The 24088-nt window shown below is 44.0% G+C and carries 21 protein-coding genes; 8 read left to right on the forward strand and 13 right to left on the reverse strand.

Annotated features, from left to right (window positions below):
* Positions 1-83: 83 nt before the first annotated feature.
* The 3 genes from ESE_RS0103240 to ESE_RS0103250 all read right to left on the reverse strand — a co-directional run bounded on the left by ESE_RS0103240 (position 84) and on the right by ESE_RS0103250 (position 2204).
* On the reverse strand, positions 84-1181 hold the full coding sequence (locus ESE_RS0103240; RefSeq protein ID WP_010371141.1) for an SLC13 family permease: 1098 nt from the start codon (positions 1179-1181) through the stop codon (positions 84-86).
* A complete protein-coding gene (locus ESE_RS0103245; protein ID WP_010371143.1) occupies positions 1174-1356 on the reverse strand; it encodes a hypothetical protein in 183 nt (60 codons plus the stop codon). The genes ESE_RS0103240 and ESE_RS0103245 overlap by 8 nt, the downstream gene beginning before the upstream one ends.
* A gap of 251 nt (positions 1357-1607) precedes the next feature.
* Positions 1608-2204 (reverse strand): TVP38/TMEM64 family protein, encoded by a 597-nt coding sequence (locus tag ESE_RS0103250; RefSeq protein ID WP_010371146.1) that lies wholly within the window; start codon positions 2202-2204, stop codon positions 1608-1610.
* Between the two features lie 170 nt (positions 2205-2374).
* On the opposite strand from ESE_RS0103250, the gene ESE_RS0103255 reads away from it, so the two are divergent.
* On the forward strand, positions 2375-3067 hold the full coding sequence (locus ESE_RS0103255; protein ID WP_224158830.1) for a triose-phosphate isomerase: 693 nt from the start codon (positions 2375-2377) through the stop codon (positions 3065-3067).
* Between the two features lie 619 nt (positions 3068-3686).
* Here the strand turns inward: ESE_RS0103255 and ESE_RS0103260 are convergent.
* From ESE_RS0103260 to ESE_RS0103270, 3 genes are all read right to left on the reverse strand, one after another.
* Positions 3687-5213: a helix-turn-helix domain-containing protein gene (locus tag ESE_RS0103260; protein WP_010371153.1), complete on the reverse strand. Its 1527-nt coding sequence runs from the start codon at positions 5211-5213 to the stop codon at positions 3687-3689.
* Positions 5214-5445: 232 nt separating this feature from the next.
* Positions 5446-6753, reverse strand: coding sequence for an NCS2 family permease (locus tag ESE_RS0103265; RefSeq protein WP_010371156.1), 1308 nt, complete (start codon positions 6751-6753; stop codon positions 5446-5448).
* A gap of 157 nt (positions 6754-6910) precedes the next feature.
* Positions 6911-7252: a DUF805 domain-containing protein gene (locus ESE_RS0103270; RefSeq protein WP_010371159.1), complete on the reverse strand. Its 342-nt coding sequence runs from the start codon at positions 7250-7252 to the stop codon at positions 6911-6913.
* Positions 7253-7395: 143 nt separating this feature from the next.
* Between ESE_RS0103270 and ESE_RS0103275 the strand changes: the two genes are divergently transcribed.
* Both ESE_RS0103275 and ESE_RS0103280 read left to right on the forward strand, forming a co-directional pair.
* Positions 7396-8079 (forward strand): DUF6198 family protein, encoded by a 684-nt coding sequence (locus tag ESE_RS0103275; protein ID WP_010371161.1) that lies wholly within the window; start codon positions 7396-7398, stop codon positions 8077-8079.
* A gap of 126 nt (positions 8080-8205) precedes the next feature.
* On the forward strand, positions 8206-9264 hold the full coding sequence (locus ESE_RS0103280; protein ID WP_010371164.1) for a PTS sugar transporter subunit IIC: 1059 nt from the start codon (positions 8206-8208) through the stop codon (positions 9262-9264).
* Positions 9265-9362: 98 nt separating this feature from the next.
* Here the strand turns inward: ESE_RS0103280 and ESE_RS0103285 are convergent, their stop codons facing one another.
* The gene (locus ESE_RS0103285) at positions 9363-10109 is read right to left on the reverse strand and encodes a YwaF family protein (RefSeq protein ID WP_010371167.1); all 747 of its coding nucleotides are present in this window, start codon (positions 10107-10109) and stop codon (positions 9363-9365) included.
* Positions 10110-10209: 100 nt separating this feature from the next.
* Here ESE_RS0103285 and ESE_RS0103290 point away from each other — a divergent pair, with 100 nt between their 5' ends.
* Complete coding sequence (locus ESE_RS0103290; protein WP_010371170.1) at positions 10210-10911, forward strand: ribonuclease H family protein; 702 nt, start codon at positions 10210-10212, stop codon at positions 10909-10911.
* A gap of 156 nt (positions 10912-11067) precedes the next feature.
* On the opposite strand, the gene ESE_RS0103295 is transcribed toward ESE_RS0103290, so the two are convergent.
* Positions 11068-11370 carry a hypothetical protein gene (locus tag ESE_RS0103295; protein WP_010371172.1) on the reverse strand — a complete coding sequence of 101 codons (303 nt, stop codon included), beginning with the start codon at positions 11368-11370 and terminating at the stop codon, positions 11068-11070.
* A 189-nt stretch (positions 11371-11559) separates the two neighbouring features.
* On the reverse strand, positions 11560-12387 hold the full coding sequence (locus tag ESE_RS0103300; RefSeq protein WP_010371174.1) for an HAD hydrolase family protein: 828 nt from the start codon (positions 12385-12387) through the stop codon (positions 11560-11562).
* Positions 12388-12554: 167 nt separating this feature from the next.
* On the opposite strand from ESE_RS0103300, the gene ESE_RS0103305 reads away from it, so the two are divergent.
* A complete protein-coding gene (locus tag ESE_RS0103305) occupies positions 12555-15647 on the forward strand; it encodes an MMPL family transporter (RefSeq protein WP_010371176.1) in 3093 nt (1030 codons plus the stop codon).
* A gap of 81 nt (positions 15648-15728) precedes the next feature.
* Here the strand turns inward: ESE_RS0103305 and ESE_RS0103310 are convergent, their stop codons facing one another.
* From ESE_RS0103310 to ESE_RS0103325, 4 genes are all read right to left on the reverse strand, one after another.
* Positions 15729-16895 carry an ABC transporter permease gene (locus tag ESE_RS0103310; RefSeq protein WP_010371178.1) on the reverse strand — a complete coding sequence of 389 codons (1167 nt, stop codon included), beginning with the start codon at positions 16893-16895 and terminating at the stop codon, positions 15729-15731.
* Positions 16892-17572, reverse strand: coding sequence for an ABC transporter ATP-binding protein (locus tag ESE_RS0103315; protein ID WP_010371181.1), 681 nt, complete (start codon positions 17570-17572; stop codon positions 16892-16894). The genes ESE_RS0103310 and ESE_RS0103315 overlap by 4 nt, the downstream gene beginning before the upstream one ends.
* Positions 17565-18608 carry an efflux RND transporter periplasmic adaptor subunit gene (locus ESE_RS0103320; RefSeq protein ID WP_010371183.1) on the reverse strand — a complete coding sequence of 348 codons (1044 nt, stop codon included), beginning with the start codon at positions 18606-18608 and terminating at the stop codon, positions 17565-17567. Before ESE_RS0103320 ends, ESE_RS0103315 begins: the two co-directional genes overlap by 8 nt.
* A 183-nt stretch (positions 18609-18791) precedes the next feature.
* Entirely contained in the window at positions 18792-20135 is a 1344-nt protein-coding gene (locus ESE_RS0103325) for a TrkH family potassium uptake protein (RefSeq protein WP_029237443.1), read from the reverse strand.
* Between the two features lie 730 nt (positions 20136-20865).
* On the opposite strand from ESE_RS0103325, the gene rlmH reads away from it, so the two are divergent.
* The 3 genes from rlmH (at position 20866) to ESE_RS0103340 (ending at position 24059) form a co-directional block, all read left to right on the forward strand.
* Positions 20866-21345, forward strand: a complete 480-nt coding sequence (gene rlmH, locus ESE_RS0103330) for a 23S rRNA (pseudouridine(1915)-N(3))-methyltransferase RlmH (protein ID WP_010371189.1) — start codon at positions 20866-20868, stop codon at positions 21343-21345.
* A gap of 324 nt (positions 21346-21669) precedes the next feature.
* The gene (locus ESE_RS0103335; RefSeq protein ID WP_010371192.1) at positions 21670-22608 is read left to right on the forward strand and encodes a DMT family transporter; all 939 of its coding nucleotides are present in this window, start codon (positions 21670-21672) and stop codon (positions 22606-22608) included.
* 95 nt (positions 22609-22703) lie between these two features.
* On the forward strand, positions 22704-24059 hold the full coding sequence (locus tag ESE_RS0103340; protein ID WP_010371194.1) for an FAD-dependent oxidoreductase: 1356 nt from the start codon (positions 22704-22706) through the stop codon (positions 24057-24059).
* Positions 24060-24088 lie beyond the last annotated feature (29 nt).

Here is a 24088-nt window from a genome sequence, read left to right on the forward strand (position 1 = left end):
CTCACTCCCATTATACAAAATTGTTTCCGTCTAAACAAAAACTGCTCATCGCAATCATGCAATGAGCAGTTTCAATTTTTTTATTACAACCCGAAGATGACCAACAAGATGGCGGCCATGACGAAGTTAACAACCATGAACAACTTCATAAACGTTGCTGATGAATCTGGTTCGATTTGACGGAAGACGCGATAACCAATCAAGTTGGCCATTGACGCAACAACCGTTCCCAATCCACCGATATTAGAACCGATGAACAATTCACGCGCATGATCAGTAAATGTTGAAATCAAAATCGTTGATGGCACGTTTGAGATAAATTGACTCAAGAAGAATGTACCAAACAGTACGTGACTCTTCGTGTTAAACAATGTGCCAATCAAGTTACGGACTGCTTCAATATGTGCCAAGTTATTTGTGGCAATAAAGAAGAATAAGAACGTTGCAAGTAGGCCATAGTCGACCAACTTCAACATATCATGACGGTAAATCAGAAAGGCAATCAGGATAAGTGGAATAACAACGTTGAAGGGCGTCCAACCAAAGATAGTTGCAACCAAAATCAACCCCGTAATGCCCAAGAAAACCAATCGACCATTATCAACCTTATTCGCTGGGCGCAAATTGATATCCAATGGCGTGGCACGGACAAACCGTGTGATGATAAACATCAAAATCAATGACACGACCGTCAAACTAGCCGACCACTTGAAGAATTCACCCACGGAAACGTGGTAGAACCCATACATGTACAAATTCTGTGACTTTCCAAATGGGAATAGAATGGCACCTGAGTTAGCTGCCATGATAATCAATGTTGATCCAATGACTTTCAATCTTGCTGATAAATCCTTGGCCAAACGCAGATAAATTGGCATCAATGTTAGAATCGCAATGTCGTTTGACAAAATCATCGCCCCGAAGAACGACAAGAATGTCACACTAGTCATCAACGTGCGGGCATGGTGGCTACGACTAACTAGCCAAACTGACACAGCGTGCAAAACGCCCGCCCGTTCCAACAATCCAACCCAAATCATCATCGTTGCCAAACTGAAAATGGTGTGCCAATTAACAGCCCCAAAATCAGGTGTGTTAAAGAATGACGTGACAACCGCTAGCACCAGACTAGCCGTAAACATCACGTCCCCTTTCAAGTACGTAAAGATACGATTAATCATGCTTGCGGCTCTCTTCCTCTAAAACCCGTCCATTAGCGTTTGCTAGTCGAATAATTTCATAAGCTTTTGCAGCCATTAATGACGTCAGACCAGCGGAAAGAATCATCGCTGGAACGAGTGCAACTGCCATGCGTCCTGTCGTTAGTTGACTATCTGCATGTTCGTGATGTGTCATGACACAATCTCCTCCAAGTAAAAAACTCAACTTATCTATTATCAAGAAATTTTAACCATTTAGCAAACATTGAAATGTAACATAAACCCCCGTAAAACAACCGTTTTACGGGGGTAATAGTTTAAACTCGTACAAGTTCTTATTTAATTAAGCCTTCGTACCTATACGAACGAACGTAACAACCTTTAATAGGCTGAAACGTTCAGGGTTTTAGCGTAACATTCTTTACAATTTAAATCGTTTTACTACTCTTAATTGCCAATTAGTCGCATCAACCAATCCGCACCATAGAGCATGGCTAAGCTATACGCAAAAATTGATAATGGCTTACCTAACACAATAATCAAGGTAAATTCTCGCCACGTCATCTTCGTTAAACTTGTTAATAAAACTAGCGTATCGTCTGGCGCAATTGGTGAAAAAATCAATAACGCGAAAGTGATATGCCAACCTTTCGAATCTAATTTATGCATATATTTTTGCAAGGTCTGTTCACTAACAAAAACATCAATAATCCGATGACCAAAACGTCGTCCAAGCCAGAATAACGCGAGTGATCCGAGCACAATCCCAATATAGTTGTACAAGAACCCCCACCACGGGCCAAACATCACCACCCCAGCGGCCAGCGAAACGCCACCTGGTAAAATCGGAATAACGACTTGAATAATTTGAATTAAGATAAAGATTAATGGCGCCCAAATGCCGTATCCCTTTAACAAATCAATCAAGACTTTCGAATCGCTGAAAGCCCCCATTTGATAAAGTTTGAATACCGCCCATATCGTTAGTAATATCCCCAAAATTGAGACGCCTTTTAAAATCAGTTTGACATGATACAATTTCATTTCTGATTCCCCCAGACTTAAATTAAACCATGTTTTGGCGCATTTTTCACGAATTTACTAAAGCATTCGCTACTCACAAGATGTTTTCACATTATTTAATTTGAAATATGCGGTATACTGCTCACAAAGCTATTAATTACTATATGAAATGAAGCTTAATGGGGGAATAAATGATGTTAGCCGTCCTAAATTTTAAAAACTTAGTTGACTTTGAAGAACAGTTGCAATTTCTTGACGATTTGAGTCATGCTGATGTCCAAGTCGATCTGAAAATTTCACCAACTTTGCCTGTACCCAATGATTTTGAGAATTTTGAAATCATCAGTCAAAACTTGACCATTAAAGAACGCACGGTCGGCGAAATCTCGCCTAGCGTTCTCCACCACCTTAACATTTCAACCAGTTTCATCGGTCACTTAGAGCGTCGTAAGTCTTTGAACGAAGGTCTGCTAATCGTGCGTAAGCGTCTGGAAAATGCGTTGGAAAATGATATCAAGCCAATTATTTCAGTTGGCCAATACAGTAATTTAGAATTGGTGACTGAAGAGCTTGATATCTTGTTGAAGGATCAACCAATTACCAAGCCAATCATTATTGCTTATGAATCACTTGCATCAACCGAAATGGGGCGTGCACTATACTCAATTGATGAAATTCGCGACGTTCACAATAAAATTCGCGAGTTCATGACGACGCATTACCCAGCCATTGATTACCAATTAATTTTGGGTGGTCACATGGACGAAGTTGGTTCACCAATTGCCAACGCGATTGGCTATGATGGCGTTCTGATTGGTGATCGTTACCACACACTCGCTTCGTTCCAACCCGTTTTGAATGTCCTTAACAACTTAAGTCGATGAAAAAAATAAAAACAGGATGCCGCAGCATCCTGTTTTTATTTTTAGAGAGAGTATTGAGTGAGAAAGAATTGTCTGATGTCCATAATCCAAACTTGGTCTCTACCTCCTTGTTTGGATTAACACGTCCAGAACAAAACTTAAGTAATGAAATGATCAGTGAAAGAATCCCTAATGATTCAGCATAATCGTCTATCGCAGATAACGACCGCAAATCGTCAAACACCTGCCTTGAGTATGTTACCCCAGATGATAACCATGGTTATCAAAAACACCCCAAGTCATTTTTTGTTCCCTATAAAGTGAAACGCGCTTGTGTTTAACGTTTTCCCGTCGTCAGACAACCACGCCGCTTCTCTTTCTCTTGCACGTATTATTTCTATTACATTTATTATCATAAGCGTTAGTTACTTTTCGTGCATGCAATTTTTTTACCCTTTTTTAAAAACAAACAAATGCTAACCGACGCCTTTCATAACGGTTAAACGTTTTAACATCACGCCATTTTATAATCATTTACTCATGCGCAGTACTGAACTAGCCGCCACTTTTATTCGTTAAAGTAGACGAAAAATGCGGTACGACAACCTAGTCGCACCGCATTTTATTTTCTAATTTTTAGCTATCGCGCTTCGTATCTTAATTTAATACCGTGCATCTTTTCAAACTTATCAGCCTTCACGACATTCATACGACGTCGTAACTGCTCAAATTCTAATGATGTGGGCATTGACGTCCAAATAAAGGTGTTTTCAGCCGGAATGTTTGAATTATTAATATCTGAAATCAAAATATCCGTATCATCATCTATGTATTCTGATATTTCAATATTCATCGCTCGCATACCTAAAATCATATCCGTCAAAATCGACTCCAAGCCGATTTGATAGTTGATATCCAACGCAACCTTAATCTTTGGGAATACCTGATGCATATCAAAAATCGATGCAAAGCCTGTATACAACACTTCAAAGAACGCGCCACGGGCTAACGTAATATCAAGATGACGCCGTTCTGCAACATCATCAATAACAGCCAACGCCAATTCTGCCATTAGTGGGAACTGCTCATACGCTGCATCCAAACGCACACGATTACGACCTTCATCCGGTGTTGGGCTTGTTACCGCCGCCACCATTAATTCAAAGAACACTTCAAAAAAAGCATCTTGCTCAAGCGCGGTTAAGTGCGCATTGAATAATTTGTTGTAATGCGTATCAACGATTTGAATAAACGCTGCCAGCATGTTCATAAATAGTGGCGTCATGTTTTCACGCCGATTCATTTCAACGCCGACACCAATGCTGAAGAAGCCCATAACAACATACCGTCCCTCACGATGGGCGTCTTCTGCCGTCAACGTCGGGAAAAGCTGCATCACTAATTGTTCAACGTAAGCCGTCAATTGACGCGTACGTTCGTTTAGTTGGTCATTAGGCAACAAAAACGCATCTACATCATCATTCGAAATCACATGGCCGTGTTGCAAACGTCCTAACCAAATCGCAATGGTAAATCGAATCGCAATGCGCTTGGTCTCACGTAAACGCTCATCATCAGGTTTAATATAACGAGTCACCTCATCCAAGATACGATTAATCAGTTGCTCATCACTGTTTTCAAACGGAAACGCGCGGTCTGCAAAGTAAAGTTGAAAAATACGGAAATACATTGCTCGGACTTCCGATTCATTACCAGCCAACGTATAGTCAGGTGTAATCTCAACACCATGCCCTGCGAAATAATCGTCTAGTTCAAGTTTTGCATTACGCGTTGTCGATACAGTCGTGAGATTACGCACCGCAAAATCATCATATGAAAGAATTGTTTCATCAAACAATTCTTTCATTAATAGCCATGGAATTGACTCCCGCAAATAATTAAGGCGGAACATCGTAGCATCATAATTGCGTTCACGGTTTAATATCAGCGTCTTTTCATCGTCAGACAATGTCACGAACGGCTCAAGATCCGGATAAAAAGTTGCCAAATCCGCCACTAAGTCACGAATCGTCGTTAACGCGATATATTTTGACCAATCAAACGCCTCTTGGACCATCTTAATCGATAACCGTAACTCCGGTCGTTGCATCAAATATTCTAACAGTGCAACTTTTTGGCGGTCTTTTTTCTCAATCATCCACTGCATGTTCCAACACTCACTTTCTCACTACTGAGACTCCCCACTGTCTCATACTCAATTCTCATTACCATCATATAACTGATTTCCCAAAAAATCACGTTGTCGTAACAGGAAGGCCACAAGTGTCCATTATATCGGCCAATAACAAAATTATACCGTGGGACCGATGTAAAATTGCAAAGAAAAGCCCTCATCGCAATATGCGATGAAGGCTATCTTTGTTTCACGTGAAACCTTATTAATGATTTGTTTGTAAGACGTAAACGAACCCAATGAATATTACCGCAAGGGCATACATGATTGGGTGAACCTTCTTACCACGGCCAGTTACCAACATCAAGAATGGGTAAACAATAAAGCCAATGGCGATTCCATCAGAAATTGAGTAAGCCAATGGCATCCCAATCACCGTCAAGAAGGCTGATGCTGCAATAGGGAAATCTTCCCAGTTAACAGCTGCAAGGTTAGCAGCCATCAACACACCAACGACGATCAACGCTGGTGCTGTCACGTGTGATGTCACCACGACTAGCAATGGTGAGAAGAACAACGCCAACAGGAAGAAAATCCCGGTAAAGACTGACGTCAAACCACTGCGTCCACCAACTGCGATTCCCGTTGACGATTCAACGAAAGCGGTTGTTGGTGATGTACCAAGCAAGGCACCACCCAACATACCAATTGAATCAGCCATCAACGCCTTACCAGCACGTGGCAATTCGTTGTTCACCAAGAATCCACCTGAGCGGGCAATTCCAACCAATGAACCGGCTGTATCAAAAAATGCAACCAACAAGAACGTTAGAATAACCGGCACCATTTGGAACGTAAAGACATCCTGCAAGCCAAAGATTGCTTGACCAAACGTTGGCTTCAAGCTTGGCACACCAGCTACCAATGCTGATGGGGCATGAATCAAGCCCGTTAACAAACCTGCCACTGACGTGATAGCAATTCCAATGAAAATTGCGCCAGGAATCTTACGTGCAAACAAAGCAAAACTGACCAAGACACCAAAAATCGTCAACATTACTTGCGGATTACTCCAGTCCCCCCAACCAATGATTGTTGACTTGTTAGCAGAAATAATCCCACCATCAACCAAACCAATCATCGCGATGAACAGACCAATTCCACCAGCAATCGCCGCCTTCAAATCTGCCGGAATGGCATTAATGATGGTTTCGCGAATTCGGAGTACCGTCAAAATCCAGAAAATAACACCAGCCACAAACACACCAGCCAATGCCGTTTGCCATCTAACGCCCATTCCGATTACCACACTGTAAGCAAAGAAGGCGTTCACACCCAAACCAGGTGCAATGGCGAAAGGATAGCGTGCAACTGCGCCCATAAAGATCGTTGCAATCGCCGCAATCAATCCAGTTGCCGTGAAGACAGCCCCTTTATCCATCCCCGCCGCACCCAAAACAGATGGGTTAACGAACAAGATGTAGGCCATCGAGACAAATGTCGTTAGGCCGGCCACAAATTCCGTCCGTAACGATGTCCCTAACTCAGACAACTTGAAGTAGCGTTCAATCATGAAGCATAACTCCTTTTTCATATGCAATTTTTCCTAAAAAACAACTTAACTATTATCGCACGTTAAACGGTTCAATACAAAGGTTTCATTAACATTAATAAAAAAGAGGCCATAAACGACCTCTAAACACGAACATTATCTCGATTTTTCCGAACATTTAATTTTTGAATTGGTCCGTTGGAATCAACGCAAAGATAAAACCAACAATATTAAAGATGATGGCCAAGATTGCCCAAATAACCAGATGCTTCACCCCAGTATCGCGAACTCGTCGCACAATCAATGCCAAATCTGGCAAGATAATTGCCAAACCAAATAGCACCACGATAATCCCGATTGGTGACGTCAGCCACTGATTGTTTTGGGCGCCAACCCCAGCAATCGCGCTCAGCACACCAATAATGATGGCGTTAATAATCGTTGGAATCCAATAATCTGCTCGGGTTGAACGCCCTGAAAAATTAACGTAATTCTGCCAAAATTCCTTATATGATGTCATGATAAAAATCCTCCCAATTATTTACCCTCAAACAATGTAACGTTATTGTAACATTGCGTGGCAGAAATCAGGTACTGAAAAGTCCTCATTAGCATATATTTGTATGTGGCATCTTGCTACAATGATATTAGAGGGTTATGACTATGTATAACGAAAATGGACAAAAGCGTCCTTTAACAAGCTGGGAAACTGCCCGCTTTTTTATCGTCGGGTTACTATTTAATGCGGTCGGCAACGGTTTAACTGTGGCCACAAACATGGGTTCAGCGCCCTGGACCGCTTCCGCAGCTAATCTATCAAACGCCACAGGTTGGTCAATCAGCTTATTTTTATTCTCTTATGGTTTTATCGCGGCTATTTTGAGTTGCCTACTCCTAAAATCTATTGATTGGCCTCGTGTACTTGGTAACCTCACCTTTCTCTTGGCCTTCAGTGTCATTATTGGTCTGGTTTCATCATTCTTTACAGCGCACGGGGTTGGACAACTCCCAATGCTATGGCGGCTAATTATCGACATCATTGCCATTATTTTCGTTGGGTGTGGCGTGTCAATCACCCAGCGTTTGCAATTTATTTTGCATCCCCTCGATGATCTAACAAATCTAACTCGGTTCATGTTCTTTAACGGAAACGCAGGAATTGCGCAAATCGTAAATTTCGCCATTCCCATGGTAATTTCTTTTGCCATGTGGGCAATTACCGGTAGCATCGTTGCCGTAAACATTGGAACCCTGGTTTCATTTTTCTTCCAAGGCCTTGTTATTTCTATCGCTGACCAGCGCGTCATCGGGCATCTCGATCACAAACTATCATTGGCTAACCAGTGATTCACTTACAAATAATCGTTGACACTATAGCATTTGGCCTTATGATTAGTATCAACAAATCAAACCGACGATTTGTTTGACGACAAGTTGTCGGTTTTTCTGACCCATCAGCTATGGAGAAAAAATATGACGCAACGATTTCGACTAAACACATACAGCTTACAAGATTTCACATTAAACGTCTTAAACGGGAATAGCCTAGGTATCATTATCGCGCTGATTCCCGCGGCTTTAACCAGTCAACTACTGACTTTCTTCGGTCAACATCCGTGGGTGACAACCGTTACAATGATGACCAACGTTGCCCAAAGCATGTTGCCCATTATCGCGGCCTTTGCCGTTGGCGCCTTCTTACGACTTGGCACCCTAGAATCCGCTGCGATTGCGTTAGCCAGCATCGTTTCCGGTGGCGTGGTTCATAGCAATAGCAACGGTCTCTATACCCTAGCTGGTTCCGGTGCAATTCTAAACGTCATGTTGGTGACCTATCTGTCAGCTGGCTTAGTCCTGTTGCTCCAAGATAAACTGGGCCAATTGAAATTAATTTTCTTGCCCACCATTGTGCTCTTAGTCGGCGGGAGTATCGGCCTCGTCACCCTACCTTGGATGCTAACGATTCAAGGGTTTATCGGGTCACTAGTTGCCAGTGCGACACATTTTTCACCCCTCCCCATGGGCATCATCTTAGGAATGGCTTTCGCGGCCTTGATCGTGTCACCTTTATCATCGGTTGGCATTGCCACAGCAATCAATCTTGCCGGCGTCGGGGCTGGCGCCGCTAATGCGGGGATTGTTGCTGGTGCATTAACGCTCGCTTGGATGAGCGCTACAGTTAATCCAATTGGCGGCACCATCGCCCATGTGATTGGCTCACCCAAAATCCAAATGGCCAATCTCTTAAAGAAGCCATTACTATTCGTTCCGGTCATCCTAGCTGCCGGCATTACTGGTGGTGTGGCAACCTTGGCAGACATCCAAGGTACGCCCTTCTCCGCTGGTTTCGGGGCTTCTGGTTTGATCGGACCACTAACTGCTTGGCAAGTTTCCGGTCATGACGGCTTAATTTGGCGCATTAGCTTAGCCTACGTGGCAGCGCCCGTATTGACCGCCTGGCTAATGACGGTCGTTTTTGTTAAAAAAACACACCTGATTACGCCAGCAACCGATTTAAAAATTCCACTCTAACGCAGCATCGTCAAAAACCGCAAATACGCTGATTCAAAGTCGGCGTATTTGCGGTTTTTAAACGTGTTCCGAGAGGCTGAACCCGATGTTAACGTGGTTTATGCCAAAATTGGTTTGCGCCTTGGTGCCAAGGCCCATGGCAAATACATCACCACCCAAAGCACACCCAACAACATGATAATCACACTAATGTACAACGCCCCATGACCGAACATATGCTGCAATGGCTCAAGTGGCGACCCCGGTGCTGCTGTATTTAAAAAGAAGAAATTCGTCTGCAGCCGCGCGTTGACCCACAAGACAAACGGCACCGCGCCACATAAGAAGACTACTGACCGCCACAAATCACGCCAATTTGGCACCATTTCACCGCTCACCATCAACATTAACGGATACGTAATCAACAACGCGTGAATCACAAAACTTTGTAACGCCCATTGATTTAAGAGTGGATAATACGCCCAATCCGGGAAAATTTCTGCCGCAACGGCACCCCAAATTGTCAAACTGTATAAAATGGTCTGGGTTGTTTTATTTGGCCGGATAGCATCAATTGCAACCATCATTAACCCAAACCCACATAAATGAAATGGCAGTAGATTAGGGTCCCACTGTCCGGTTGTTGCTAAATAAATATCCTTAAATAATTCCATCGTCCAAATTGCCAACGCAATCCTCCAACGTTGATGGCGCCGCCCGGCCAACGTCAAGCGTTGATAGCGATGTACCAAATAATAAATGCCAATCGCCAACACGCCTAATACCGTGAGATGTGTGCCCGAAAATTGACCAAATCCAATGCCCACTGGTATATCTGGTTGGTACGTTAAATAATAGTTAAACATCCATAATCCCCCATGAATAAGTATGAGAATTGAATAATACCGTTCCTGCTTAATTTACGCTATCATTAGTAGATAACAATTGAGATTCGGGGAAGAAAACATGAAGACCTATGCAATCGTTGGCAATCAGTTCGAAGGCCTTTACACCAAGCCTTGGTCTGAGGTGCAACGCTATACACACACCAAACCAGCACCAAAGTATAAGGGATTTGCCACGCGTGCCGAGGCCCAAGCGTGGTTTGATGATCAAACCGGGGCGTCAGGCAACACGGCTCGCCAATACGTAACCGCCTACGATGGTCAGTTCAACGCCGAGCCAAGCCGTTACTACATCTTTACCGATGGTGGTAGTCGGAATACCGGTAACGTAGCGGGTGGCCACGTCCGTCCAACCGATAAGGCAGCCTGGGCCATCGCAATTTATCGTGGTGATGATATGCAAACACCCGTCTTTACTGACAGTGGCGCTTTTTTCGGGCGAACAAACAATGAGATGGAAATTCTCGGTTTGATTAACGCCTTACTCCAAATGGCCAAGGTCAGTGAGCCAGTAACCATTGTGAGTGATTCAAAGTACGTTTTAGATACGGTAACCGACTGGATGTACAACTGGCAATCAAATGGTTGGCGCAAAGCTAGCGGTGAAATCGCAAACCTAACTGCTTGGCAACAAGTCTACGAATTGGTTCAGCAAGTGCAAGACCGCTTGGCATTTATTTGGGTTAAGGGGCACGCAACGAGTGCGGGGAATATCCGCGTTGATCAGTTGCTTAATGACGCCATGGATCAGCTAAAAAAGTAATCAAAAACAACCTGTCTAGCTAAAAACAGACAGGTTGTTTTTGAATTAAAACGCTGGGAACCCTTGCTATCACTGTTTTGTGATATAATTCACTATCACCTTTAGAAAACCTAAACCTTTTGTCGTGAATATTTTCACAATACAATACAAACCGCTCTAAAAGGCTACTAACGTTCGCTGCGCAAGCGCGGCCTCATCTTCGCATGTCGTCACCAATACCGGTAACTGCAACGTCGTTTGGAGATCTTCTGCCACCACATCCTGATCATTAGCCAACGACACACCAACACCAGTTAATGCGTACAACGTACCATACAAGCGGGCCATACGCTGCATTCGTAGCAGCAACGCCTCCTTAGTTTCAGGCGCCTCAAACACCCCGTGTTCGCGACAACCGCCGTCTTCATAAACCGCGCAGATGACTGAATCTGGTGCCACATTAAACGTTAAAACTGCCATATATGCCCCCAATCTTAACTTTCATATGCGAACAAATTGTAAATCTTTCTAACGCCATCTTAACATTTATGTATAACCAGTTTGTGAAGTTCACAAACTTGGCATATGAAGCTTATTGTACGAATTATCACTGTATACAAAAATACGTTTCAATATGCATATTCTTGCATATTGAAACGTATAGCCGTCTTATTGTTTTCTTAATATTTCATCGAGAGTCAACAAAACACCATCATTATTATTATCGTCTAGGGCAGCAGGATAGCGCTCTAGCAATGAGTCATCACCATTTTTCATTGCATACGGTTGCGCTGCCAAAGCTAACATTTCCGCATCATTTAGTCCGTCACCAAATGCAACCAACGATTGGTCAGCGGTCACCCCGTAATAATCTGCCAGCACCTTAATACCATTGGCTTTATTCACGTCTGGTGCCACGATATCAACTGACCCATACCCAGACGTCGTCACATGGGCGGCTGAACCCAATGCTTGTTGCGCAGCTTGAATAAAGTGATTCGTCTGATGCTCTGCATAGCCAATCGTTACTTTCAAAATTGGTTCATCAATTTCCGCTAGGCTATCAATCATCGTGACATGTGCAAACATCATCAACACTAGTGATTGATGGGCTAAATTTAGCCGACCTTGATCACGCAACATATACACACCGTGACGCCCGGTAAACAAGGCACCTTGCCGGGGATCGAAGGGCAGGTCGGTCACAACTTGCATCATGGTTGCTACCTCTGGCACTTCAAGTCCTGATACTTTCAACGTTTGACCATCCGCAGTCTTCACAATCGCCCCGTTATCAGCTACTAAATCATAACGCCCCGCAAAACGTTTAAAATGTTTATCAATTTGCTCTTCATCGCGACCACTAGCCACGATAAATCTCGCATCCTGTGCCGCTAATAATTGTAAAATGCGATCAAAATGGGCCTCATTAAAACGCTTTACGTCCGTTAAAAAAGTCCCATCTAAATCCGTCGCGACCAAGCTAATTTCTGCCATTATCATTTACTCCCCAATCCAGTTCACTGTTTTACCTTTAATTGTACTTAATTTGGGCCTAGTTTTCCGCAAATAACCCCTAAATTTAGACACGTAACATGTTAGAATATATCTAGTGTACTTTATATCACACATGTACTTATACAATTGAATACGAGGATTTTGTCATGAAATGGTTTAAGAAAATCCGATATTTGTATTTAGCAATTTGGGCAATTATTGCGGTCGTCGCAGTGCTCTTTTTGCCAAACATGTCGGATTTGGCGCAAACAAAGGGGCAAATCTCCTTACCTGCGTCATCACAGACTTCGAAGTCTGCTGACCTAAGTAACATCTACAACGGGGGAAGCGATCAAACTTACGATTTGACCGCAGTTTATACGTCATCAGATGGGAAGAAAATCAGCAAGGCAGAGAAAAAGGATCTTAAGGACACCCTTAAGAACTTGGAACTACGTGAGGAGCAATATGGCATCACTAATCTGACGTCATTTGCGACAAGCAAGTCCGTTGCTAACCGTCTGAACTCAAAGGATGGTATGACAACGCTGGTTCAAATCAGTGTCGACAAGTCTCAAGGTAACGTCAAGGAAGTGGCCAACTCACTGACTGATGCGCTATCAACTGACGGGTTGAAGCTTCGTTTGACTGGTGAAGATTTGATCACGTATGACTTCGCAAGTACGACTCAGACTGGTGTGAAGCGTACTGAAATCATTGCCATTATCTTTATTTTGGTTGTGTTGATTTTGGTATTCCGCTCACCAATCGTGCCAATCGCCTCATTACTGACGGTCGGCATTAGCTACTTGGTCTCATTGAGCGTTGTCGGAAATTTGGTGCAAAGCTTCAATTTCCCATTCTCAACGTTCACCCAAGTCTTCTTGGTTGTGGTGCTATTCGGAATTGGAACTGACTACAATATCCTGATGTACTCACGTTTCCGTGAGCAATTAGGGATTGATGACGATCCGGTTACCGCCGCTTTAGCTGCTCGCAAGACAGCTGGCCGTACAATTTTCTACAGTGGTACAGCCGTATTGATTGGATTCGCCGCCCTTGGTTTGGCAAACTTCCAACTTTACAAGGCAACTAGCGCCGTCGCTCTTGGTGTGTTGGTCATGTTATTCGTGATGAGCACATTGAATCCAGCCATCATGTCGTTGCTTGGTAAGACGTTGTTCTGGCCAAGCAAGAAGTTCAACGAACCTGAAACTAGCAAGCTTTGGACGAAGTTTTCATCGTTTGCGGTTGGAAAGCCAATTCTAACGATTTTGGCTGTCTTGTTGGTGACAGTGCCATTGGCAGTGACAAACAACAAGCCATTGAACTTTAACGACTTGTGGGAAGTTTCTGACGTGTATGACTCAAAGTCAGCCGTCCAAACGATTGAAGATCACTATCCAGCCGGCTACGCATCACCTGCAACTGTGTACATTCACTCAAAGAAGGCGATGAACAACAACGAAGCTTTGGCGATTATTGATAACCTAACTGGTCAAATCAATAACTTGAATGGGGTTGCCAGCGTTGCCGGACCAACCCGTCCAACGGCTGAAAAGATCACGTCACTTTACACAGCATCACAAAGTGCTACCTTGTCAGACAAGCTAGACGATGCCAAGACCGGGACGAAGACCATCAGCAAGTCTTTGACAGATGCTTCAAGTCAACTTAACAGCACTGATCAATTAGCATCAGCCGCTGCGCCATTGACTTCAAGTACCAATGACTTGGCAAATGGTGCTTCAGAATTGCAAGGGGCTTTGTCAACTTTGACAAGCGGTATGCAATCAGGTCAATCTAGTGCTGCTGAATTGTCATCTAACTTGTCAAACGCCGTCGCAGTTGTGAACGGCTTGGCAACAACGATTGATACGTTAAATGCGTCAGTACCAACTTTGACGGCTAACTTACGTCAAACAGCTGACACGTTGGGCGCTGCACAATCAGCTTTGGCCACTGCTAATCAAGGCTTCACGTCAATTCGTGACACCTTGAATGGTGATGCCTCAGTTAACCAAAACGGTAACGTGCAATCAGCCATTCAAACAGCTGGCTCAAACATTGATTCACTAACGGCTAGTTCGCAATCATTGGCCAACGCCAGTGCTATGAACAACGATATGGTCACATCAGCTGAATCAATGAGCAGTAGCTTGTCACAAATTGCTGACAGCGTTCACCAATTGCAAGCTGCTTTGACCCAAATGCAAGCCGGTGCCGGCACACTAAGCTCAAGCTTGGACAGCGGTTCATCTGCTGCTGGTGAGGTATCAACCAAGTCAGGTGCTTTGACATCTGGTTTGTCATCATTGCAATCAGGTCAACAACAATTGAGCCAAGGCATTAGCGATTTGCAGAGCCAATCAAAGGAATTGCAAAGCGGCTTGTCTGAAGGTTCAGATGGTTTGAACAAAATCGGTAAGGGGTTGGGCACAGCCACAACTTACTTGTCTGATTTGAGTAACACGGGAACATCAGTCTTCTATGTACCAGCTGATGTCTTGAAGGGTAAGACGTTCAAGAGCGCTTTGACGAGTTACATGTCAGCTGATCACAAGACGTTGCAACTGCAAGTGATTATGGATGAAAACCCATTCTCACGTAGTGCAATGCCAGTTTCAAAGAACATCCAAAAGGTGGCTACCAACGCGCTTCGCGGCACGAAGTTAGCTGGTTCAGAGGTTGCGATTGCTGGTACAGCTGCTCGTAACGATGATTTGAAGAAGATTTCTGAAGCTGACTTCATCCGTACCGCTGCCATTATGTTGGCCGGTATCTTGTTAGTGTTGATTATCATCACGCGTTCACTCATCAAGCCAATCTTGATTGTGCTTGGTCTATTACTTTCATACGGTGCTGCTTTGCACCTTGGTCAACTATTGATTGCCCAAGTAATGGACACGAATGAATTGTCATGGAATGTACCATTCTTTAGTTTCATCATGTTAGTTGCTTTGGGAGTTGATTACTCAATCTTCCTCATGATGCGCTACCGTGAAGCCGAAGGAAACGCCTCAATGCGAATGGTTACAGCGGCCGGCGTTATCGGTGCTGTTGTACTATCAGCCGCATTGATTTTGGCTGGTACGTTCGCAGCCTTGATTCCATCAGGGGTCTTGTCATTGATCGAAGTTGCTACAGTCGTGATCATCGGATTGGCGTTCTTGAGTTTGATCGTCATGCCATTGTTCTTGCCTGCCGGGGTTGCCTTGGCAAACAAGCTATTGGTTAAGGCCGTTGAAAACGAAAGTTAATTAGGTTTAAACATAAAAAACGCATTCGCGCTAAGCGGATGCGTTTTTTTTGCATATTAGTTTGTTATTGCTGCAAGGTGTCTAGCGCAAGATATCAATTAAGTTCTTATTCGCTGCTTGCTTAGCTGGTAGCAGGCCAAACACAATTCCTACGGCCGTTGAAACGCCAAACGCTAACGCAACCGAAGCGGGGGTGACAATCGCTCTGAACGGCATCGCCATCGATGCAACAGCTGCCACGCTTGTGCCAATAACTAGGCCGATGACACCACCCGAAACCGTTAATATAATCGCTTCTAGCAGGAATTGCATCATGATATTTTTAGGTGTCGCCCCTAATGCCAGGCGCACACCAATTTCTTGTGTACGTTCAGAAACTGAAATGTACATCATATTCATCACACCAATCCCGGCAATAAACAATGAAATACCCGCAATTGCCGCCACAAAGTAGGTAATTCCTGAAATCGATTTGCTAATCCCTTTCAGCAATTTGCCCATATCGATATATTCATAGCGACCATCACGATGATGACTACCTGATTTTTTCAGTTGATGCAGCGCCTGTTTGGCACCCACACTTACCTGAGCGCCTGGTTTAAAAGTCAGCTTAATCCCATTACCTTGTTTCCCGGTACTCGAGTTAAGATACAAGGGCTTCGGCAACCGTGCATCGGCAGCTTTATTATGATAAACCCCAATAACCGTATACGTTGTTTGCTGGACCGTAACCGAAGTCCCGACGGCATTCGCAGCCGTCGTATACATCTTGGTTGCTAACTTATCCGACATCAACATAACTGGATTCTTCACTTCAAAATCGTAAGTCGTCAAATTTTGACCCGCAACAATTGGTTGTTTAACGGGCTTGTTAACCAAATCCGCCGTCATCGCTTGCTGACTATCATTAATAATCGCGGTCATGCCAATTTTCTTCGTTTGTTGCAAAATTTCGACCTTCGCAACGCCCTTGAGATTAGCGTCCATCAACATAGTGACATCCCGATTGTCAAAGCCCGGTTCATTTAAAAACATATCGCGTGAATTGTAGTAAATCTCCGCCGTTTGTTGCCCGGTTTGGGTCGTATCTAAATCCCGTAGCATCTGTTTTTTAACACCCGCACCTAGTGACATAATCGTGACGACTGACGCAATGCCAATGATAATCCCGATAGTGGTTAAAAAACTCCGCTTCGGATTAGCAATCAAGGCATGCCATGATGCCTTCACTAATTCAGAAAATCTCATGATGACACCTCCGAATCTGCAATAATGCGACCATCTAGAATTTCAACCGTCCGCTTCGTTGCTGCGGCCACATTAGGATCGTGTGTGACTAAGATAATCGTTGTGCCTTGGTCGTTCAACTCTTTAAAGAGTTGCATAATTTCGGCTGAGGTCCGACTATCTAATGCACCTGTTGGCTCGTCCGCAATCAGAAAACTTGGATTGGCAACCAACGCACGCGCAATTGACACACGCTGTTGTTGTCCACCAGATAGGGCGGTGGGGAGCTTATCACCTACGTCAGGCAGCCCAACCCGTGTTAACTGTTCATCAATCCGGGCCTGCACTTGGCGTCGTTTTTCACCGGCATAAAGTAAGGGGAGGGCAATGTTATCGCTCACCGACATCGTCCGAATCAGCTTGAAATTTTGAAAAATAAACCCCACGCTGGCATTACGGAAAGGCGTTAATTCCGCTCGTTTTAATGTTTGAATTTGTGTGTCATTAAATTGATACTCACCTTCAAATTGATCATCTAAAAAGCCAATAATGTTAATTAACGTCGACTTACCTGATCCTGATTGGCCAATAATTGAGACATATTCACCAGCATCAATCGCCAAATTAATATCATGCAAGACATGAAATTGATTGCCACCTTGGCTATACGACTTATTGATATTTTTTAAATTAATCACTAATCGCCACCTGTGCCGCATCTTTTAACTTATTATCCGGGTTCATAATAATGCGTTCCTTAGCTTGTAGGCCGGCCGTGACAACTAAATAACCATCCCGCTTTTCAGTTGTCACTGGCGTCTTACGGGCTTTACCCGCAACGTAGCGATACACATGGCCGTGTTTAACAGCTGCCGTTGGTACCCGAATCCCATCTTGCGGCACTGTGATTGTCAGTGATTGACCATTCATAAATTGCGTCGCATCCAAGTTATCCGTTGTAAATGCGTATCGCGCCATATTTTTACTGCTTTCTTTCGCCGGATTGGTCGATAAGAAATTAAGGGTGGTTTTTGCTTCGTGTTTCGTTGCTAAAGCCTTAATGGCAACATCGCGGTGATCTTTGACTTTGTCGTAGTCGTACTCACTAACCAAACCAGTTGCTTGTAGTCCCGAACCGGTAATGGCCAATTGTACTTTACCGCTCTGATCATAACTTACTGAAATTCGTCCATCGTACGGGGCCGTCACCTGACCATACTGACTATTTTGTCCACGCTGTAATACTTGCTGACTCGTTTGCACATCCGCCTGTGCATCAGCTAAATTGCTTTTTGCATCACGCAATTGCGAGTCCAAGTCTGCCCGTGTTGGATCATCTGCAGGCAACTGGTGCAGTTGCTGTGTCAATTGATTAATTGTGTTTTGCGCACTTGTCGCTACCCGATTGCCCTTATCAAGGGTTGCTTGTTGCTCAGCTAAGTCCATTGATTTATCCAAAAAAGTCGTTAGCAACACCTGACCAGCGGTGACGGTATCACCATTGGCAACGTTCAATTGTTGCACTTTCCCCTCAGGAATCGTTAATTGTTGCTGGGCTACTGGTGCCACCTTGCCAGCCACCGTAAAGGTTGACTGTTTCACCGTTGCCACCTGATAGGTTGGCGTCCCGGCCTCTTTTGTTGCCTGATGATCAGTCACATACAAGACTGTTCCGCCGATGACTGCGGCCCCTAATGGTACCAACACTATCCCTAATTTAACGCGCTTACGCATATCACATATCCCCCAAAAATATTTCTTATCACCTAAATACAATATCATACATCGTATAATATGCGAAAGTTTTCTGTCATATTTTTGAAATTTTTGTGTTCTTAATGTCAAAAACAATCGTTTTAGATGTTATTTGTAACAAAAAACCGCCATGCAATTTAGCACAGCGGTTGATAAGTAAATTTACCCGATGATAACTTCCTCGGTCGGATATTGAAAACTGGTTGGCTTTTCGCGAATATTCATCACGGAAAACATCACCGTGTACAAGCCGACACGACCAATGAACATGACCATCATAATGACAATTTTCCCCAACGTTGTTAAATGGGGCGTTAATCCCAGTGAAAAACCGGTTGTTGAAAAGGCTGAAATAACCTCAAACACAATATATTCTAAGCCTTCGCCCTTCGGAATCGTTTCGGTAATACTCAAGAAGAGCGACACACCAATGACAAACACAATAGATATCACTGCTAACATCATGGCCTTAATGACCACTTTTTGACTGAAGCGCCGACCACCAAAATTAACTTGCTCCTGGCCACGTAGCGCTGCCATTGATTGCAACCATAAAATTCCCAGCGTCGTTGTTTTAATACCACCAGAAGTTGATCCTGGCGTTCCACCAACAAACATGAGCAACATGATAATCATCAGACCAGCGGCCGTTAAATCACGTAATGGCACAACTTCCAACCCCGCAGTTCTTGGCACAACAGCTAAAAACAAGGTGTCCATGATGCGATGCCAAAGTGACGTTGACCCAGCTAATGGCGTTAGCACTTTTTCCGTGAATAAGAAGAAAACAAACGCTAAACCGGTTAACCAGGCTGACACGTGCAAGGCCACCCGGGTGTGCAAACTCAAGCGACGCTGCTTGCGATAAAGTAATAAATCACGCCAAACCAGGAACCCCAGTGATCCAGCCGATATCAGCAACATCCAAACAACCAGAATATACGGATCATTCCGTATAAAGAAGACTGGTTCGTCAAAGAATGTAAAACCCGCATTTCCAAATGCTGAAATTGACGACGCGATGCTTAAGAAAATACCGTGGCTGGCGCCGAAGCGGGGAATGAAGTCCGGCATCATCAGGACCGCACCTAGTAATTGAATAACCGCTGACAGTGAGAAGACGTACGATAACACACTTTTCACATCGGCTAAACTGCCTAGGTTTAAGGCCTGTTGGGCCATGAGTCGCGCTTTTAAATCCAAGCGTTGTCCGGTAATCGCAAACAACAACACCGCAAACGTCATGAACCCAAGCGCGCCAATTTCAATCATCACCAAAAGGACAATATGCCCAAACAGTGACCAGGTCGACGCTGTGTCTAACACCGTCAAACCTGTAATCGCCGTTGCCGAAACGGCGGTGAACAAGGCGTCCATATAATGAACCGTTACCCCCGCTTTCTGCGATATTGGTAACATCAAAATGCCCGCGCCAGCGAAAATAATGACTAAAAATCCAAGGGTCAAAATTTGTGGCGGGGTCATTTTGCTAAGTAATTTTCTCATAAGTTAAGTATCCCCCAACTTTCTTTATTATACAGGAGTTGAGGCTTAGTTTTGCACAGATTTTTGTGGATAAAAATGGTAAAAATAAACTGTTTTACCCACATCCTGTGGAAAACTTGTGGAAAAAAGCCCGATTTGTGCAACGAAACCCACTATCCACGGGGGAAAACTCAGTGTGGATAACTTGTGTGTAAATGCTTGCTACATGCAAAACGCCCATATAAGGGCATTTTCAACCGAACGTTAAGTTTAACCTTAATCAGTAACGGGTTTTTATAGCTAACAGAATGTTATTTCGCGTTATCGTTCGTCTTTGGGCGATTTACACGCCTTTATATCGGTTGTTCATTCATAAAATGCGCTTAATAACGAATGTTGCAAACTTACATGTTATCAATTTTTGTATCTTTAGTTTTCAACAAATTCCAGGGTGTGCAAAACTATTTTTAGTCCGCAGCGATCTGTGGATTTTTTGGCATGTTTTTGTGACTAAAGGCCGATATTGCAACGTTTTAACAGTTTTACACACTAAAACACCCATTCTGTGGATAAATGTGGATAACTTTCCCCAGAAATCGCTCTAAACTTTGATATAATAAGGTTTGTTAGATATCCACAGCCCGTTTTTAACATGTGGATAAGCCAAAAGTTGCGATTTGTTTAAGCAGTTATCCACACCTGTTTAAAACTTCGAAGAAAGCACTAATTTGATTAAGGAAAGGTAAAGACCATGAACGTAAAAATCATCGGCGTTGGCAAGCTAAAGGAAAAATATTTGAAAGATGGTATTGCAGAATACGCCAAGCGTTTACAAAAGTTTGCAAAATTTGAAGTAATCGAGGTCCCAGATGAGAAGGCGCCCGAACAACTTTCGCAAGCCCAAATGGATCAGGTAATGGCCAAGGAAGGGGAACGTATTCTTAGCAAGATTAAAGATAAGGAATATGTTTTTGCCCTCGCCATTAAAGGGAAGGAACGCAGTAGTGAAGAACTTGCCGCTGAAATTGATAAATTAGCGCTACGTGGCGATTCAGATTTAACCTTTGTCATCGGTGGTTCACTGGGCTTAGCGCCAGAAGTCATTGCCCGTGCTAATACACAAATTAGTTTTGGTCGCTTTACTTTGCCACACCAATTGATGCGTTTGGTTTTGACTGAACAAATCTACCGTGCCTTCATGATCAATCAAGGATCGCCTTATCACAAATAAAGCGTTTAACCGTTATTTGTATTGATATTATATTTTGATTCGGCGACTTATATCGTTTAACCAAAAGAAATCTTACAAAATGACATTAAATTTTATGAAAGTTTCACGTGAAACATGATTTATTATGTATTGAAAACGCTTTCAAAAAGTATTTTAACTAAAGCATGCGGGAAAACCACAATCCCCGCACGCTTTTTTATTTTGTGACGCTGTTTCACATGAAACGCAAAAACTGAAAAAATATATTGGCCTTTTTCGTGCCATCTTGCCAGAAAAGACTAAAATGATGTTATAAGGTTTTTAACCAAAGAGGGGGGCGTTACTATGCAGTACTTATTAATGGGTATTATCGCGGGTAGCCTAACACCGTTTCAGACGGCCGTTAATTCCAAGCTACGGCAATATGTCATTTCACCATTTCTATCATCATTAATTTCATTTCTCATCGGAACAGTCTTCTTGACCATTGTCATTTTTGCTAGTGGTGGGCAGCTACTCTTAACCAGTCACCAAGTTGCCACTATTCCTTGGTGGGCTTACCTCGGCGGGGTCTTAGGAATGATTGGTTTGACCACCAACATTCTATTGTTCCCCATCTTAGGCAGTGTCCAAACCGTTATTATGCCCATCATGGGGCAGATTCTCATGAGTATGGTCATTGATAATTTTGGTCTCTTTGGGGCTGATCACCACGCCTTGTCAGCCATGCGATTGGTCGGCGTGGTGCTCCTAATTATTGGTGTGTTAGTCGTTGTGGTCTTACCCGGCTATCTGAGTCGCGACAAGATGGAAGACAACGAACATGCACCCGTTAAGTTACGCTGGTTATGGCAATTAACCGGCGTCATCGTTGGTGCCATGCTGGCAGTACAAGCTGCCATTAACGGCCGGTTTGGTGGCATGTTAGCCTCACCATTACATGCCGCTTGGGTATCATTTGTCATCGGCTCAATCCTGCTATTCATTGTTAGTTTAGCCCAACGGAGTTTGCCTAACGTGGCCAACTTGGCCCGCAATAAGACCCCTTGGTGGATTTGGTTGGGTGGTTTTCTAGGTGCCATCTACATTTTCTCAAACGCCTTCTTGGTACCCAAGATTGGGACCGGTACGGTTGTGGTCTTGGCTTTGTTAGGTCAAGTCATCGGCAGTCTTAGCATTGATCAATTCGGCCTACTCGGCGCCTTTAAAAACCGGATTACCCCAATCAAAATTATTGGCCTAGTCATTATGATTGTGGGGGTTGTCCTCATTGAAATGATGTAATCTGAATCGCTACCAGCTCAACCACAGCATCTGGGTTAAGCTGGTAGCTTTTTTGATATAATTAACACACTATTAGAAAATAAGAGGATTATGACATGGCCAACATCCAAACTGACCTGCTCATTATTGGCGGGAGTGACGCTGGTATCTCGGCAGCTTTACGTGCCCGTGAGCTCAACAAGGACATCCAAATTACGATAGTCCTTGCTGACGAATTCCCAAACCTTTCAATCTGTGGTATTCCATACGCGGTCAGCAAGGAAGTTTCCGCTTGGCAAAATTTGGCGCATCGAACGGTCAAAGATTTAGAGGCGTACCAAATTGACTTTTACATGAACACTTGGGCAACTGCCATTAATCCAACCGCCCACACGGTCACTGCCACACGTGGTGAGGAAGCCGTCACTTTTGCTTACCAACACTTAATGGTAGGGACAGGCGCAGTACCCAAAGAATTGCCACTTACTGGCGTAGGCGACGGTATCCACGTCCTACACACCATGGGTGATTTCTTTGACATCGAAGCACAATTGGTGCAACACCAGCCAAAACGGGCAGCTATCATTGGTGCGGGGTACGTGGGCATCGAAATGGCGGAAGCTCTCACACACCGTGATGTCGCCGTCTCGTTATTTCAACGAGGGTCCGAAGTACTATCGACCATCGACGCCGATCTTGCAACGCCAATTAATGACGCATTGACGCAAAACGGCGTGCAGGTTTTCACCAACGCTACCGTTACCGAAATTGCCCAAACACCAACTGGTTACCGTTTAATCGGTGGGGCTACCGACGAAACTTTTGATTTTGTCCTGGTTGTTGTCGGTGTGCGGCCAAACAGTACATTGCTTGAGGAAGCCGGCGCTGAAGTCACAACTAATCATGCCGTGATTGTGAACGACCGCATGCAAACTAACTTACCCGATATTTACGCAGCAGGTGATTTAGTCCAAACGAAACACCGCCTCCTTGGTGATACCTATTTGCCACTTGGGACGACGGCCCACAAACAAGGGCGCGTTGCTGGTGCGAATATCGTGGGACGTCAAACCCACTTTGCCGGGATTATTGGATCACAAGTATTGCGCGCCTTCGATGTGATTGCTGCCCGGACTGGTTTGTTACCTACTGAAGCTACGCAGGCCGGTTACACCCCAATCACAACAACTGCGGTGGTGGATGATCACAAGGGGTACTATCCCGGTGCTGAAAAAATTACAATTCGCATCACCGCTGATCGCCAAACACATCGCCTGTTAGGCGCGCAATTGGTTGGTAAATACGGCAGTGAAGTTGCCAAACGAGCCGACATTTTTGCGACTGCCATTTATAACGACATGACCGTGGAAGCCTTCAGCGACCTGGATTTAACGTACTCACCAGTCGTTGGCGCACCATGGGACGCGGTACAAGCTGCCGTCCAACAACTTGAAGCCCAATTAGATGCCTAATCACAATAAAACGCGTGAGATTCATATCT

This window comes from Weissella cibaria KACC 11862 (genome assembly GCF_000193635.1).
Taxonomy (GTDB): Bacteria; Bacillota; Bacilli; order Lactobacillales; family Lactobacillaceae; genus Weissella; species Weissella cibaria.